The sequence below is a fragment of the Burkholderia dolosa genome (assembly GCF_902499135.1).
Lineage (GTDB): Bacteria > Pseudomonadota > Gammaproteobacteria > Burkholderiales > Burkholderiaceae > Burkholderia > Burkholderia dolosa.
Genome location: NZ_CABVPR010000017.1, coordinates 24350 through 39494 on the forward strand (window position 1 = coordinate 24350; position 15145 = coordinate 39494).

Genomic DNA, 15145 nt, shown 5'->3' on the forward strand with positions numbered 1-15145 from the left:
GCGATTTTGGCAGTAAGTAGAAGGAGTGTTTCAATGGCAATTCCGGCCTATATGTGGCTCAAGGACGACGGCGGCGCCGACATCAAGGGTTCGGTGACGGTGCAAGGCCGTGAAGGCAGCGTCGAGCTCGTCGCATTCAATCACAGCGTGCATATCCCGACCGACGGCAATACCGGCAAGCTGACCGGTACGCGCGTGCACAAGCCGATCGCACTGACGAAAGAAACGGATGCGTCGACGCCGTACCTGTACAAAGCGGTGACGAGCGGCCAGACGCTCAAGTCGGTCGAGATCAAGTGGTACAAGATCGACGACGCGGGCAAGGAGAAGGAGTACTTCAACACCAAGCTCGACAACGTCAAGATCGTGGCGGTCAACCCGGTGATGCACGACATCAAGAACCCGGACTACGAGAAGCACAACCACCTCGAGAACGTTGAGCTGCGCTACGAGACGATCACCTGGTCGTACAAGGACGGCAACATCATCCACAAGGACACCTGGACCGAGCGTTCCTGATCGGCCGAGTATGTGACCGGCTCGCTGCTGCAGCCGGTCCTTTTGCCAGCCGGTCCTTTTGCCAGCCGGCAACGCAGGCTGGTCTTTTTTCCACTGGGAGCAGGCGGGCAGCTGCGCTCCCATCGTGACTGTTTCCACCATGACGCTGCGTGACTCTACCCACCTGCTCCGACGACTCAACTCGCACTGCGCGAAGGCGCTGGAGGCGGCCGCCAGTCTTTGCCAGGGGCGACTTTCGGACGAAATCACGGTCGAGCACTGGCTGTTGAAGCTGATCGAGCGCGGAGACGGGGATATTCCGACAATCTTGCGGCATTACGGGATCGACATCGATGCTGTCTGGGATACGTTGATTGCCGCGATCGAGCGCCAGCCCCGCAATCTGCGCGGTAAGCCGGCGCTCTCGCCGCAGCTGGCCGTCGTGCTGCAGGACGCGTGGTTGCATGCCACGGCGGAGTCAGAGCCGGAGACAGGTGACGCCTCCATCCGGTCGGGTCACCTGCTGCAGGCTATCGTCGATACCCCACACGTGCTGCGCGCGCAGAACGCGTGGCCGCTGCTGTCCGCCAGCAGCGCGCAAATCCAGCGGCTTCTGCCACGTCTCGGTCACCGGTCGTGCGAAAACCAGCCGGAACAAGTGGGAACGGAAACAGACGGCAAGGCGCTTGCCCCGGCTGGCGATGTCCGGACGGCGGCCGCAAGCGATGGCGCACGAACGCCCGCTCCGCAACGATCCGTTGACGGTGACGCCCTTGCCCGTTTCGCGATCGATCTGACCGACAAGGCGCGCCGCGGTGACATCGATCCCGTATTCGGTCGCGATCGGGAGATCCAGCAGACGGTCGATGTGCTGGCACGCCGGCGCAAGAACAATCCGATCCTCGTCGGCGAGCCGGGGGTCGGCAAGACCGCGCTCGTCGAAGGTCTCGCGCTGCGCGTGGCCGAGGGCAGCGTGCCGAACGTGATCCGCGATGTGCGCATCCTCACGCTCGATCTGGGCCTGCTGCAGGCCGGCGCTGGCGTGAAGGGCGAATTCGAGCAGCGCGTCAAAAGCGTGATCGACGACGTGCAGGCCTCGCCGGTGCCGATCCTGCTGTTCATTGACGAAGCGCATACGCTGATCGGCGCCGGCAACGCGGCCGGCGGCGCGGACGCCGCGAACCTGCTCAAGCCTGCGCTCGCGCGCGGCGAGCTGCGCACGATCGCGGCTACCACCTGGTCGGAATACAAAGAATTCTTCGAGCGTGACGCCGCACTCGAGCGACGCTTCCAGATCATCAAGGTCGATGAGCCTGATGACGAGGCAGCGTGCCTGATGCTGCGCGGCCTCAAAAACCGCTACGCACAGTATCACCACGTCCACATTCGCGACGAGGCACTCGTCGCGGCGGTGAAACTCTCGCGCCGCTATATTCCGGCGCGGCAACTGCCGGACAAGGCGGTCGATCTGATCGATACGGCGGCCGCACGCGTGCGCATGGGCCTCGAATCGCCGCCGGCAGAACTGCAGCGGGCGCGCGCCGCGGTCTCGGCGCTGGAGCTGGAGCATGCGACGCTGGTAGACGACGCGCGCGCAGGCATCGCGCACGCGCAGGCGCGCCAGACTGCGCTTGACACCGCGCTCGTGAACGCGAAGTCAGAACTGGCGGAGCTGCAGGGGCGTTATGACCGGGAGCTCAAGCTCGTTCAGGCGCTGCATGAACAACGTGAACTCGCGCCGTCCGCGCGCGACGGCGCTTCGTTCGCGCAGGCGCGGCAGGCGCTCGCCAGCGCCCAGGGCAAGGCGCCGTTGATCTTCGCGGATGTCGACGCGCAGGCGATTGCGCGTGTCGTCGCCGAGTGGACCGGGGTGCCCGTCGGCAACCTCGTCGAGGACGAACTGCAGAGCCTGCTCGCGCTCGAGGCACAGCTCGGAAAGCGTGTGGTCGCTCAGGACGATGCGCTTGCCGCGCTCTCCGAGAGCCTGCGCACCGCGAAAGCGGGACTCAAGAACGAGCACGCGCCGCTTGGCGTGTTCCTGCTTGCCGGACCGTCCGGCGTGGGCAAGACCGAGACCGCCCTGGCGCTGGCCGATCTGCTCTTTGGTGGCGAAGCGGCGCTCACGACGATCAACATGTCGGAGTACCAGGAATCGCACACGGTGTCGCAACTGAAGGGCTCGCCCCCAGGCTACGTCGGCTATGGCCGTGGTGGCATCCTGACGGAGGCCGTACGCCAGCGCCCATATAGCGTCGTGCTGCTCGACGAGATCGAAAAGGCCCATCGTGACGTGCTGGACATCTTTTACCAGGTGTTCGATCGCGGCATGATGCGCGATGGCGAGGGACGCGAGATCGATTTCCGCAACTGCGTGATCCTGATGACGTCCAACCTTGGCAGCGCGCAGATCGACGAAGCGACAGTGGACAACCCCGACATCGCACAGGCCGCGCTGCTCGAGACCATCCAGCCGGAACTCGTCGCGCATTTCCAGCCCGCGCTGCTCGCTCGCTTCCAGACGCTCGTCTACCGGCCGCTGGATGCAACCGCGCTCGCCTCCATCGTGCGCCTGAAGCTCGCGAAGATCGCAGGCCGCCTGCGCCGTCAGCACGACGTCGAACTGACATGCGACGAGTCGCTGATCGATGCGATGGCCGAGCTGTGTCTCGCTCGCGAATCGGGCGCGCGCAACGTCGATGCGTTCCTCAACCAGCGCATCCTGCCGACGGTGTCGCGCGAGTTGCTGGCGCGCATGGCGAGCGGCGCCCCACCGGCGAAGATCGCGCTGTCGAGCTCGGCGGAGGGCAACCTGACGATCGATTTCGTTGACCGTGACGAGGCGGTGGACGCCGCAGCGCCTGCGGCGGTCATCGCGTAACGGAAGCGACCCCATGCCGGCCGGACCCTCCCTCTATGACATGCTGCTCGGCCAGATCGGTGGTGAGCCGCTCAGCGCGTACGACGACCGAACGCTCGAGTGTATGAGCGTGCAGCAGAACGTCCAGCGCATCCTGAGCACGCGCGCGGGTGCGCTGAAGCACCTGCCCGATTACGGCTTGCCAGATCTGACCAACATTTACAAAGCCTTGCCGGCGTCTGCCCATCTGCTCAAGGAGCAGATGGAGGCGACGTTGCTCAAGTACGAGCCGCGTATCCGATCGATCGACGTCGAGATCCTCGAAAACGACGATCCCGGCGTGCTGGTGAGCTTCGAGATGACGTGCCATCTGAAAAAGGCCGGGCTGGTTCGATTTGGTACGTATTTCGAGCCACCCGGGCGCATGCATGTGAAACGGCAACAGGTGAAATCCGGCCGGTTAATTTGACAGGTAGACCGAAATCCTCAATCGCGTAGCCGCGCACGCATTCGGCCCGGCCATGCACGCCAGGCCGTTGCGGCACGCGTGTGATCAGCGGCGCGATGTCGCCCATATCGGCAAAGACCGGTTTGAACGGCTGTCGCGAAACCGATCTCGAACGCGCTGCCTGAATCTGGCTCGCCGGCGCCGCGAAAGTCGGCGCGAGGTTTGCCATCACGACGTCGCTGGCCCGGATCGATGAGACGTTGTTCTCTTAGATACGGTGCGCCTGGTGCGCGGGTGATACATCCCGTTCGAGCTCGGCGTCCAGCGGAAAGATGCCCTTAAACGCGAACTCAGCGCACGGCGCTTTCAGGCTCGCGCCGTAGTCGTCCGCATCTTGACGAAACAAATCGAACCCCGCGAGGTAGACGACCGGACGCGTCATACGTCATGTCCGGTGATCGCCCGGACGAGCGCGCGGATATCGAGATGCGCGAAGCGATCGGCTGCCGTCCAGATCGATGTGTCCCACGTCGCCTGATGCGCCGAAGACTGATCGACGCGGACGCGTCATCATCCGTTTCCCGCCGATCGACGCTCATTCGTAACTGATGCTCACGGTCGCCAGCGACGAAACGCTTCCGGCGCTCGGGCGGCCGTTGGTCCCGACGTATTCCGCCGTCAGGTTCAACCTTACCGAGCCATCGTTCACCGGCTCCGTCGCGGTGTTGCCCACGCCGTTGGCACCGAGTGCCGTATCGTCGTCGGCCTTCGCGAGCCGTACGCCGACACCCGTCGCGGTGCCGGTGTTGCGAAACGCGACCGGCAGATCGGAATCCGCATCGCCAGTGAATGAAAACGTCACGCGGCTGACGCCGACGTCGCATTTCTGCATTCCGATCGAGAACTGCGTGCGACCGGACGTCTTGCCGACAGCGGACAATGAATTCGTCGCGGTAGGCGGCAGCGCGACGACCTTGCGGTCGTCGCCGACGCGAAAGTCACACGTCCCACGCGAGAACGCAATGCTGCCGTTGATCAGCTGATTGAAGTTCTGGTTCGGGTTCCCGTTGATCCCCTGCTGCCCGTCCAGTTGAAATACCGAGTAGTTCGATATCTGCGTCTGGCCGGTAGCAGGCGCCATGCCCTTGCGCAACAAGACCAGCGAATAAGTCAGATCAAAATATTTTTCATACCATGTAAGGTACCATTCAGTAACTGAAAAGCCGGTCGGAATCGACCCGTCGCTCTGTCGATAAAGTTTTCCGTTGTAGCGAATTGCGACTTCAACGCCCTCGCCCACCGGCAACTTGCGCGGATTCACCCAGAACGAAACGGGTTCGTTGACACGAGACCAGCAGTAAAAGCGCTGCCGGATCGCCGCAGATTCCCATATGACGCCGCCTTGCTGCATTGACGCCAGCACGTATAGATCGTCTGGCAGTTTCTCGACCATCGTCACCGGCCCCTTGTCTTTTCCGATGTAACACGAAAGCGCACGCGCATCGAAAGGAAAAATCACGCAAATCAATGAAAACAGTGCCGCTAATATCCTGTTCATACTCTAACCGCCTCTAAGAAAATAAGCTTAAACGGCAATATTTCGACGATAAATAAGCGCCGCAGCAGCAGAACGACCTCGTGAAGCCCAAACCAAATCGAAATTCGACTCGCATTGAAGCCGCCAGGTCGGATTTCTGCCCGCCTCGGCACCGAATGCGTGTACATCCGCGCGACCTTCCAATGCAACGAACGATTTCTTCGGCCACGCTGCGCGTTCGGCGGCCTCGCTCCGCCGAACTCAGACGCCAGGCTCCGCTCTCCGCGCAGGAATGGCGTCCACCTCAGCCGCAACACCGCCCACCACGCACGGCAGCTCGAAGCTTTGCAACGGCCGATATCCGGACGCCCGCTTGCGCACCGGAAGCGAATACGACACGCTGCAAACCGACTTCTCTTCGCCCTTCTCCCACTGCACGTTCAGCTCGCCACGGTCGGCAAGGCCGCGCGCCAGCAGCTTGCCGCCCTGCCCGATCACACCGACATCCTTGCCGGCCGCATCCGTCACGATCGCGCCGAACGGCGCCAGCGAGCCGTCCGCCTGCCGAACGCGGATGATGGCCGAGCGGCCGTACTCGGTCTTGAATACGAGCAGCGGCACCGCGCCGGCGAGCGGCGCGACGCGCTGACTCGTCTCCTTCAGCTCCACGTCGGTCGACAATCCCTTCGGGTCCAGCGACACGTCGTTCATCGCGAACGGCGTCAGGAACGGCACGATCGCGTACCCGCGGCCGTCGATCCGCACGCCGGACTCGTTGGTCACGCGCGCACCTTCGGCGTGCTTGGCCTCGACGATCGCGAACGTTTCGGACAGCGGCCGCGACAACGTGATGCCGCCCGGATGCGCGACGATCGCGCCGCGCGCGGCGAACGCGAACTGCCGATAGTCTCGGCTCGCACCGACGCTGCCGGCGAGTTCCGCGATCGAGCCGCGATACATCGCATTCGCACCGGCGCTCGTCTGCGTGCCGGACCCGCTGCTGCGATTCAGGTTGACGCCATACGACACGTTGTTGTCGACGCCGAGCGCACCGCTCACGCTCGTCGCAACCTGCGTCATGCCGCGCGTGTCGCGGTTGACGCTCGTCGACAGCGTCGCGGGCCGCGCGCGGCCGAGCGGGATCGACAGCCCGACATACGCGAGCGTACTGGCCTGTCCCCACGCATCGCGCTGCCGCGTCGCCGACACGTTGTACGACACGTTGCGGAACGAATTGCTGTAGCCGATCGTGAAATCGAAGTCCGACCCGCTGCGATTCCAGTAGGTCGCAGTCGACGCCGTCACACTAAGGCTGCCGCCCTTCCGGCCGAGCTGCTGGCTCGTCGTCAGCGACGCGCGATTGCGCTGGCGATACAGCATGCCGGACGTCACGCGGGACTTCGACCGGTCGCGCGCAGCCATTGCATCGTTCAGGCCGAAATAGCCGTTCGTCGAATAGCGGTAAGCAGCAATCGCGACGTTCGTCCCGGTCGCCGCCACCGTCTTCGCGTAGCTGATCCGGAAACTCTGTCCCGAGTACGTCTTTTCGTTCGGGACTTTCGTCGCCGCATGCGTCACGTCGACGCCGAACGCACCCCACCCGGTGTTCAGCACGGCGCCGGCCATCATCGCCAGGTAGCCTTGCGCAGCGGTCATGCCGCTGTAGCCCGTCAGCGCATTCGTGATGCCGCGCTGCCAGGTCGCCTGCGTAAACGCGGGCGTCGTACTCGGCAGGTTGCGCACGACGCCGGCCGTCAGGCTGTAGCGGCTCTGCCCAGGACGCAACGACATCGGCACGGCCGCATACGGGACGGAGAACGAATGCGTGGAGCCGTCCGCTTCGGTGACCACCACTTTCAGGTCGCCGCCATAGCCGGTCGGATACAGATCGTCGATCACGAAACCGCCCGGCGCGACCGTCGTCTCGTACAGCTTCACGCCGTTCTGGGAAATCGTGACGATCGCATTGGTGTTCGCGACGCCGCGCACGACGGGCGCGTAGCCGCGCTGCGATTCGGGCAGCATCCGGTCGTCGCTGTACACGCGTATCCCGCGAAACGACGTCGAGTCGAACAGTTCGCCGGACGTGTAGCTATCGCCGACGACGAGCTGCGACGACCACGACGGCAGATTGCGCTGCAGGTACGTCGCGACGTTCTCGTAGCGTCGACGGCCGCGGTCGTCCCAGTTGAACGAGCCGCTGTGCCGGAAATGCCAGCGCTCGTAGTTGAATCCGCCGTCGACGCCTACGTAGCCTTGCGTACTGCCGTTCGCGCCGCTCGTGCGCGAGTTGTAGACGTTCGCGTTGTAGCCGACCATCGCGACGGGCACGCCTTGCGTCCACTGGTCCGGGCTGACGTAGCCGCGCGCGTGACGGCGCATCGAGATCTGCGGGATGCTCAGGTCGAGCCGCAGATCGTTGAAATCGAAGCTGACGGACGCGTCGGGAATCGCCTGACCGATGCGCATGCATGCGCGATCGGCTTCGAGCACCGTCCGAACGTCGAGCGGCAGACGGGCGACGTCGACGCCGACGCGATCCAGCAATGCGTTGTCGAAGCACGGCTGCGCGTCCGGCGTATCGGGTGCGGCCTTGAACGGCACGTCGACGCGTCCGATCCAGTCGCCGTCGACATAAATGTCGGTGCTATACGTGCCGGGGCGCACCACGTTGCCGCGCGAATATCGCGACACGTCGATCGCACCGCCGCCGTTGTTCAGAAATCCGCCTTCGAACTCCACTTGCGCGAACCGGGCCTGCGCGACTTGCTGCGGCTGCGCTCGATCCTGCGATGCAGCCCGCGCATCCATTTGCCATCCGGCGACGATCGACAGGACCAGCGCGCATATCGGCTTGAGTGTCGGCCCGCTTCGCGGGCGCAAGCTGTTGTGTTTTTTCTTCATCGTGCCTTCGTCCCCGTTGACGATTTATTTCCGCCCCCCGCTCGGGCTCCGCTGCGACGGCCGATCACACGGCCTGCCCGCCACGCCATCACGTCATTTCGAAACCGGCGCCTCGTGCGAGTGGTTGGCTCCCCAGTCGTCGACGCTGCTGTACAGAACCGTCGCGCCTGCCAGATCGACGCCGCTCGCCCCCGTGAGCCGGAACGAAGCCGTTTCCCCCGGCGCGACATGACCGAACTCCGCAGTGAAACGCTTGCCCGCGGACTTCAGTTCGACGCCCGCGAGGTTTACGACGTAGGCGGTCGGATTGGTGGCCTTCAACACGGGCCGGTGCGCATCGTCGGCGCCGAGCGTCCATTTCAGTCGCGCCGGCGCGTCCGCTGCATTGCCCGGCAAGCCGGCAGGCCTGTACATCAGCTTGATCCGCGTGCGAAACGCGAACTGCAGCCGGTTCACGCCGTCCTTGTCGCTGGCTTTCGGCGGGACGTCGAGCACGTTCAGCCAGAACAGCGATTCCTTGTCTGCCGGCAGCGGCTCGCCCGTATAGAGAATTCGCAGCGTCTGGCCCTTGCCGGGCTCGACACGGAAGACCGTCGGCGTGATGACGAACGGCACGTCGATCGCGTCCGGCGACGCGCGTTCGTCGCCTTTGTCGAGCCACGCCTGAATCAGCGACGGCAGCTTGCCGTCGTTGGTCAGCTGTACGGTGGCTTCTTTCTCCGATCCGGGAAACACGACACGCGTGCCCGACAGCGTCACGCTCGCGTACGCGCTCGTGCCGAACAGCATGGACACGAGGATCAGAGCGATTGCATATGAGCGGCTGATTTTCATTTTTTCGACCTTCCTGTTGATGCGAAACACGAACCGGTCCGCGCGACATGCATCGAACAACGTCTCACGCCGGCCGCCGTCGTGACGGCCGGCGTGCTCACTCGACACCTGACGGAATTACGGATAGACCAGCGAATACGTGACGAACGAGTTCGCGGAACCGGCGGTCACCGTGTCACTCGTCGCGACATACTGAGCGGCGAATTGCAGCGTCGCGGAGCCCGTGCCGCCCACCGCCGTGTCGATAGCGACGGTCTGGACGTTCTGTGCCGAGCTTTCCGCTCCGAGCTTGATGTCTTCGTATTTGTCGTTGAGAACCGCGATCTGGATGCCTTTCGCTGCATCGGTGCCAGTCAAGTTCAAGCGGCCGGTACCGATGTCGACATTCGGGCCGGGCTCGAACGCGATCGACACCTTCTTCACCGGCGCGGAAACCGTGCCTCCCTCCCCGGCCTTGTCAGTCGCACAACCGGACACCGTGAGCTTGAACGGCGTACGGCCTGCGGTGGATCCGACACCGGTGAACTGACTGGTCGATGCCTTCGGCAGCGCAACAGAGAGGTCGCTCCCGCCGCTCACCTTGCAAGTCGACGACACGACCGATCCCGTAAAGTTGATGGTCCCGTCCGATGCATGGGCGAGGTTCACAGTCGCCAATGGCGCGGCGGCGATTACGATCAAACGAATGGTTTTTTTCATTTTGGATATGAGAATTAACGATATAAGAATTTGGCGCCGATAATCAGTTAAATAAATTTCGCCAAACAGCCTGCACATCAACGGTTCATTTCGACATACGCGAGCCTCCGGCAAAAAGGTTTAAATAGGACGCATGCGTCATGCCGAACCTCTCGATTCGGCGTTGGATCAACCAATGAGATCGGATATCGCACTGCTTCAAATACAAAGTTCGACGAGCGTAGCTTTTCCAGGTGGCCCAGAACGTACACTCCGTTTTGTCCGGACGACTTGAATCGATGCGTATCGCTTCCGGCAGGAAAATAATTTAATATCGGAATCCGGCTTTACATGGTCACGCCAGACGTTCAATCAATGCATCACGCGGGCAACACCGTACTTATCGATTCCACATCGACTGTGATATAATCCGCGCCCCATGCGGCATACTCGATCATCGAGGTAACGATTCAACACCGAATTCATGTACACGCCACCAAACCGATCCGCTCTTAGTCTTTATCGAGATTTATCTGACCAAGTTTTCCTAGGAATTAACTTTTTTAATATTCTATGAAGTTAAATATTTCCCGGATATCGGACATGTCCAATTTTGCAAACCGTACACTAAGACTTGTACTACTTTTGACATTTATTAACTGTTGAGTGAAAGCCGCCGCGCTGCGCGCTCCCGGCGACAACGCCTTCTGTCGCGGCCTTCCTCGACTGCGCCGCGCCTTGGTTGCGCGCGCGGTTCGCAACCGCAAGTGCTCGGTCCAGCACACTCGAGTTCCGCGATTGATCCGGAACGTCAGTCGATCGCAAGACAATCGTGATCCGCAGTCGGCGAGCCTGGCGACGACATGGCGTCTCTCCGGTCAGGCGATTTTCTTTGGCGGTGTGCAAGCGACGGACGGTGGCGCTGCAATAGCGTCGCGTCCGGCGACTGGGTACGACGCGCCGCGGCTAAGGTTTCGCGACGTTGCGTCGATCTCGGGCAAATTCCGTGCGACGTTGCCGACGGGCGCCGGAATCAGCGCCTGGGCGCCACCGTCGGCGCAACCCGGTTCCGGCGAGCATTTCGAGATTGCAGCGATTCCGCAGAGGACCTTTCCTGTGCAACGCATTAATCGTCGACTGCGCGATCTTCAATAATGGCCGCTAGATCTGCCCGTTATCGAGCCGGGCGAACAAACGACCAGAGTTCATGCATTCCAATAAAACGACCAAGCGCGCGAGCTGCCGCCTGAGCAACTTCGCGGGGACCGTCATTGCCGCATCGGTAAGCAGCTTCGCGCCGGGCATCGCATTCGCACAGAGCAGCGTGATGCTGTACGGCCTGATCGACACGTCGATCACGTATGCGACCCACCAGCGCACACATGGCGCAGGTTCACCAGGCAGCGGCAGCGTCGCGATCACGAGCGGCGCGCTGAATGCGTCGCGCTGGGGACTGCGCGGCCGCGAAGACTTGCGGCGGCGCAGTCGCAGCGGTGTTCGCGCTCGAAAACGGCTTTTCCGGCACCAGCGGCGCACTGTCGCAGAAAGGGGGCGACCTGTTCGGGCGCCAGGCGTGGGTCGGCATCGGTTCGAAAACGGCCGGCACGCTGACGTTCGGCCGCCAGTACGACCCGATTCTCGACTTCGTGACGCCGCTCGGCGCGTCGGGGCCCGGCTGGGGCGGCAATCTGGCGGTCCATCCGTAGGTCCATCCGTACGACAACGACGACTCGAACCGCAATCTGCGGATCAATCACGCGGTGAAGTACACGAGCCCGACGTACCGCGGGCTGACGTTCGGCGCGATGATCGGACTGTCGAACACGGCCGGCCGGTTCGCGAACAACGCCGCATGGAGCGCGGGCATCTCGTATGCAAACGGACCGCTGAAACTCGGCGCCGGCTATTTGAAGATCAGCCGCGATCGCCACGCGGCAAACCCCGACGGCGCGCTGAGCACGGTCGACGGCTCGACGACGATCACCGGCGGCAACCAGCAGATCTGGGCGATGGCCGCGCGCTATGCGTTCGGCGTCCATTCTGTCGGCGCGTCGTGGTCGCACTCGGCCACCGACGGCGTAACGGGCGTGCTGCAGGGCAGCGGCATCACGCGGCTGAACGGCGAATCGCTCGTCTTCGACAACTTCACCGTCGACGGACGCTGCTTCGTCACGCCCGCCTTCAGCGTGGCGGCCGCATACACATACACGATGGGCCGTTTCGACACACGCAGCGGCCAGACGCGCCCGAAATGGAATCAGCTCGTCGCGCAGGCCGACTATGCGCTGTCGAAGCGCACGGACGCGTACGTCGAAGGCGTCTATCAGAACGTCAGCGGCGGCAACGGCAACGCCGCGTTCAACGCGACGATCTGGACATTGACGCCTTCGGCCGGCAGCAACCAGGCCGTGATCGCGCTGGGCCTGCGGCACCGGTTCTGAGCCGATGCGATTCTCCAACGTCGTCGGCGAGCCGGCTCGCGCGACGCACGGACACGCGCTCGGAACGCTCGGCGTGCAGGCATCGCAGTTCGACACCGCCAGCGTCGGCAACGAAAAGCCGGTCGCGCTCGGCCGCGATGGAGCGGCATGGGCGCAGAACCGCCGCGCCGATCTCGCCTATGGTGGCCGGAAGCCGCCGTGTCGGGCGGCTCGATGCCGCGCCGACGATCGAGTCGGCGCCACGGCCGCCGCCGCAGCGCTTGCTGCTTCGCCGCAGCAAGCGGCACGAGCCGGCCTGTCACGCGCGCGATACGAAAAAAGCATGGAATAAACGACCGCCGCGACACGTTTCGTCGGCGCGCGGGCACGTGCTTGACGCGATCCTGCCCTTTCCTGCTGCCTGCGCGTCGAAAGGAGATCGAAAATGAAATCGGCAACGTTGGCCGCGACACTGATCGCGGCGCTGGCGCTTCTGCTAACGACGGGCTGCACGTCGCCGGACGGCGGAGCTTCACAGGGCTCGTCGATGAGCCGATACGGCGGCGGCGGTTCGGGAGGCGGAAGCGGCTACTGAGCGACCGGGTGCCGGCATGGCCGCGCCGCGCGCGCATGGCGGCCAAGCAGCCGCGCGCTGCGCGCGACGCGCGGCGTTCAGCGCACGACTTCATGCGGCACACCGGCGTGGGCTGCCGTTGCGCTCGGCGACTGACCGCGTCGGGTCGCGCACCGACAATTCGCCGGCCCGCGCGAGTTCGTCCTTACGAGCGCGTCGGCGAAGCCTGGCATCCGCTGCCGATACGACGCCATATGTGATCGCCTGAGCGACCGACGTCCGCGCCTCTTTCACGCCGCCGTTTGTCAGCCCGGCAAACGGTGCGCGCAGCAGTTTCGACGGCTACGGCGGTTTCGTCGCGCGTTGCCGTCACCCGTGCAGTACCGCAGAGCGGCACGGACGTCGTCCATGCTGTAGCTGCCGATTCGGGACCCTTGTCCACGATGACGTACCGAACAACGAACCGCCCAGCGAACCGGGCGCCGGGCGGCCGGCCGACGAACGATGCGCCGTCGCTCCCCGGTCGGCATGCCGACGCAATCGACAGCTCACACGACGTCGCGCGCGCCGCACGCACTGATCGGCGCCGCGCACACCGGAAGCGGCGCTGGCGGCCCCCGCGTCGCGCCCGCCGCACGCGGCAAGCGTCAGCGCGCCTGCGTCAACCAGCGCCGCCCGCAGGTGCCGCACCGTGCATGTTTCATGGTAATGTCGTGCGCATCCCGGTTTGCCGGCGCTTCCGCGATGGGCAGCAAGGCGTCTCGCCCGCCGTCGCGACATCGTGTCGAGGTCCAAGATCATGGCAGTCAGGGCGTCCCTCCTGAACTCCGTTCTCGCCACTCCCCCTTCCGGCAATTACTGCGTGTCGGCCGCATTGCGGCCGTCGATGCTCCTCACGCTGTTCGAGGACGTTCGTCCGATGGCGCTGTCCGGGCTCGCGAGCGGCTTCGTCGCGGCCGTCACGCTGATCCGTCTGCAACAACTGTGGTGTCTCGCGTGGCTCGTCGCCGACGTCGGCCTGCTCGTCGCGCGCCTCGCGATCGCGCATGCGTACCGCGTGCGCCGCGACGCCGGCGACGATCGCGCCGAATACTGGGCGACGCGTTATGCGCCCGTGTCGCTTGCCGCCTGCTTCGTGCTCGGCCTCGGCGTGATGGGATGCATCGACTCGGCCGACGTCGAGCTCGGCACGCTGTCGGTGATGGTCGCCGGCGGCGTGTTCGGCGGGATCGCGTCGCGCAATTCGGCGCTGCCGCGCCTCGCGATGACGCAGGTTGCGCTCGGCGTGCTGCCGATCGGCGTCGGCGCGCTGCTCGCGGACCGCCCCGGCGCGTGGCTGCTGGTGCCGCCGCTCGCGATCTATCTCGCGGCGATGCGCACGGTCGTCCAGCGCCATTACCGCGTGCTCGTCGCGCTGATCGCCGCGCGCCAGCGCAACGCCGAACTCGTCGCGCGCTTCGACGCCGCGCTCACCTATATGCCGCACGGCCTGTGCATGATCGACGGCGAGCGCCGCGTGGTCGTCGCGAACCGGCGCACCGCGCAGCTGTTCGGCTCGCCGCGCGAAATCATGCTCGATACGCCGCTGCCCGACGTCGTCGCGGCACTGGGCGCGCATGCCGCGACCGATGCGAACGGCCTCGCCGCACGGTGTGCGGACTGGCTGAACCGCGACGAAGCGGCGCCGTTCGACATCGCGCTCGGCGACGGTCGCCAGCTCGAGCTCACGCGCCATCGCGTGCCGGACGGCAATGCGGTGATCATCGTCGAGGACGTCACCGCGCGGCGCGAGACCGAGCAGCATATCCGGCACCTCGCGCGGCACGACGCGCTGACGGGGCTGCCGAATCGCCACGAGTTGCATGCGCAACTGAAGCGGATGCTCGCGCGCGGGCAGCGGCAGCCCGGGCTGGCGCTCGCGGTCATGTATCTCGACCTCGACGGCTTCAAGCCGATCAACGACCGCTTCGGCCACCACGCCGGCGACGAGGTGCTGATGCAGGTCGCGCAGCGGCTCGGCGGCACGCTGCCGCACGGCGAGCTCGCCGCGCGCGTCGGCGGCGACGAGTTCATCGTCGCGATCGAAGACACGACGATGCCGGCATGCTCGACCCTCGCCGCGCGGATCATCGAGCGGATTTCGGCGCCGTATACGCTGTCGATCGGCGAGACGGTCAGCTTCGGGATCAGCATCGGCATCGCGCTCGACGACGGGCACGGCTCGCCCGACGAGTTGATCCGCCAGGCCGACAGCGCGCTGTACGACGCGAAGTCGGCCGGCAAGGGCATTTACCGCTTCTACTCGAGCGGGAGCCGGCGTATCGCGCCGGCCACCGCGAACTGACCGGCCGGCCCGCGCGCCGCACGATCGCCGGTTCGGCAACGCTCTCCACCG

The 15145-nt window shown here is 64.5% G+C and carries 12 protein-coding genes and 1 pseudogene; 7 read left to right on the top strand and 6 right to left on the bottom strand.

The window, feature by feature from the left end; genetic code table 11:
• Positions 1-33 precede the first annotated feature (33 nt).
• From BUB20358_RS10260 to tssE, 3 genes are all read left to right on the top strand, one after another.
• Complete coding sequence (locus BUB20358_RS10260) at positions 34-519, top strand: Hcp family type VI secretion system effector (RefSeq protein WP_006765964.1); 486 nt, start codon at positions 34-36, stop codon at positions 517-519.
• Positions 520-658: 139 nt separating this feature from the next.
• Positions 659-3376 carry a type VI secretion system ATPase TssH gene (tssH, locus tag BUB20358_RS10265; RefSeq protein WP_035974158.1) on the top strand — a complete coding sequence of 906 codons (2718 nt, stop codon included), beginning with the start codon at positions 659-661 and terminating at the stop codon, positions 3374-3376.
• A gap of 13 nt (positions 3377-3389) precedes the next feature.
• Positions 3390-3824: a type VI secretion system baseplate subunit TssE gene (tssE, locus tag BUB20358_RS10270; RefSeq protein ID WP_035974161.1), complete on the top strand. Its 435-nt coding sequence runs from the start codon at positions 3390-3392 to the stop codon at positions 3822-3824.
• 247 nt (positions 3825-4071) lie between these two features.
• Here the strand turns inward: tssE and BUB20358_RS10275 are convergent, their stop codons facing one another.
• The 5 genes from BUB20358_RS10275 to BUB20358_RS10295 all read right to left on the bottom strand — a co-directional run bounded on the left by BUB20358_RS10275 (position 4072) and on the right by BUB20358_RS10295 (position 9777).
• The gene (locus BUB20358_RS10275; protein WP_081293675.1) at positions 4072-4245 is read right to left on the bottom strand and encodes a nucleoside 2-deoxyribosyltransferase; all 174 of its coding nucleotides are present in this window, start codon (positions 4243-4245) and stop codon (positions 4072-4074) included.
• A gap of 153 nt (positions 4246-4398) precedes the next feature.
• The gene (locus tag BUB20358_RS10280; RefSeq protein ID WP_081293676.1) at positions 4399-5361 is read right to left on the bottom strand and encodes a fimbrial protein; all 963 of its coding nucleotides are present in this window, start codon (positions 5359-5361) and stop codon (positions 4399-4401) included.
• Positions 5362-5601: 240 nt separating this feature from the next.
• Complete coding sequence (locus BUB20358_RS10285) at positions 5602-8244, bottom strand: fimbria/pilus outer membrane usher protein (RefSeq protein WP_006765967.1); 2643 nt, start codon at positions 8242-8244, stop codon at positions 5602-5604.
• 93 nt (positions 8245-8337) lie between these two features.
• A complete protein-coding gene (locus BUB20358_RS10290; protein WP_035975294.1) occupies positions 8338-9078 on the bottom strand; it encodes a fimbrial biogenesis chaperone in 741 nt (246 codons plus the stop codon).
• 117 nt (positions 9079-9195) lie between these two features.
• A complete protein-coding gene (locus BUB20358_RS10295; RefSeq protein ID WP_006765969.1) occupies positions 9196-9777 on the bottom strand; it encodes a fimbrial protein in 582 nt (193 codons plus the stop codon).
• 777 nt (positions 9778-10554) lie between these two features.
• On the opposite strand from BUB20358_RS10295, the gene BUB20358_RS10300 reads away from it, so the two are divergent.
• Positions 10555-10911, top strand: coding sequence for a hypothetical protein (locus tag BUB20358_RS10300; RefSeq protein WP_123806710.1), 357 nt, complete (start codon positions 10555-10557; stop codon positions 10909-10911).
• Positions 10912-10917: 6 nt separating this feature from the next.
• Here BUB20358_RS10300 and BUB20358_RS28325 read toward each other — a convergent pair whose 3' ends face one another.
• On the bottom strand, positions 10918-11178 hold the full coding sequence (locus tag BUB20358_RS28325; protein WP_223296997.1) for a hypothetical protein: 261 nt from the start codon (positions 11176-11178) through the stop codon (positions 10918-10920).
• On the opposite strand from BUB20358_RS28325, the pseudogene BUB20358_RS10305 reads away from it, so the two are divergent.
• The 3 genes and pseudogenes from BUB20358_RS10305 (at position 11060) to BUB20358_RS10315 (ending at position 15094) form a co-directional block, all read left to right on the top strand.
• Positions 11060-12197, top strand: a pseudogene (locus BUB20358_RS10305) (porin). The gene BUB20358_RS28325 and the pseudogene BUB20358_RS10305 overlap by 119 nt on opposite strands.
• Before the next feature lie 73 nt (positions 12198-12270).
• Positions 12271-12528: an OmpA family protein gene (locus BUB20358_RS28770; protein ID WP_375136222.1), complete on the top strand. Its 258-nt coding sequence runs from the start codon at positions 12271-12273 to the stop codon at positions 12526-12528.
• 1021 nt (positions 12529-13549) lie between these two features.
• Positions 13550-15094 carry a sensor domain-containing diguanylate cyclase gene (locus BUB20358_RS10315; protein WP_035974165.1) on the top strand — a complete coding sequence of 515 codons (1545 nt, stop codon included), beginning with the start codon at positions 13550-13552 and terminating at the stop codon, positions 15092-15094.
• Positions 15095-15145: the final 51 nt, after the last annotated feature.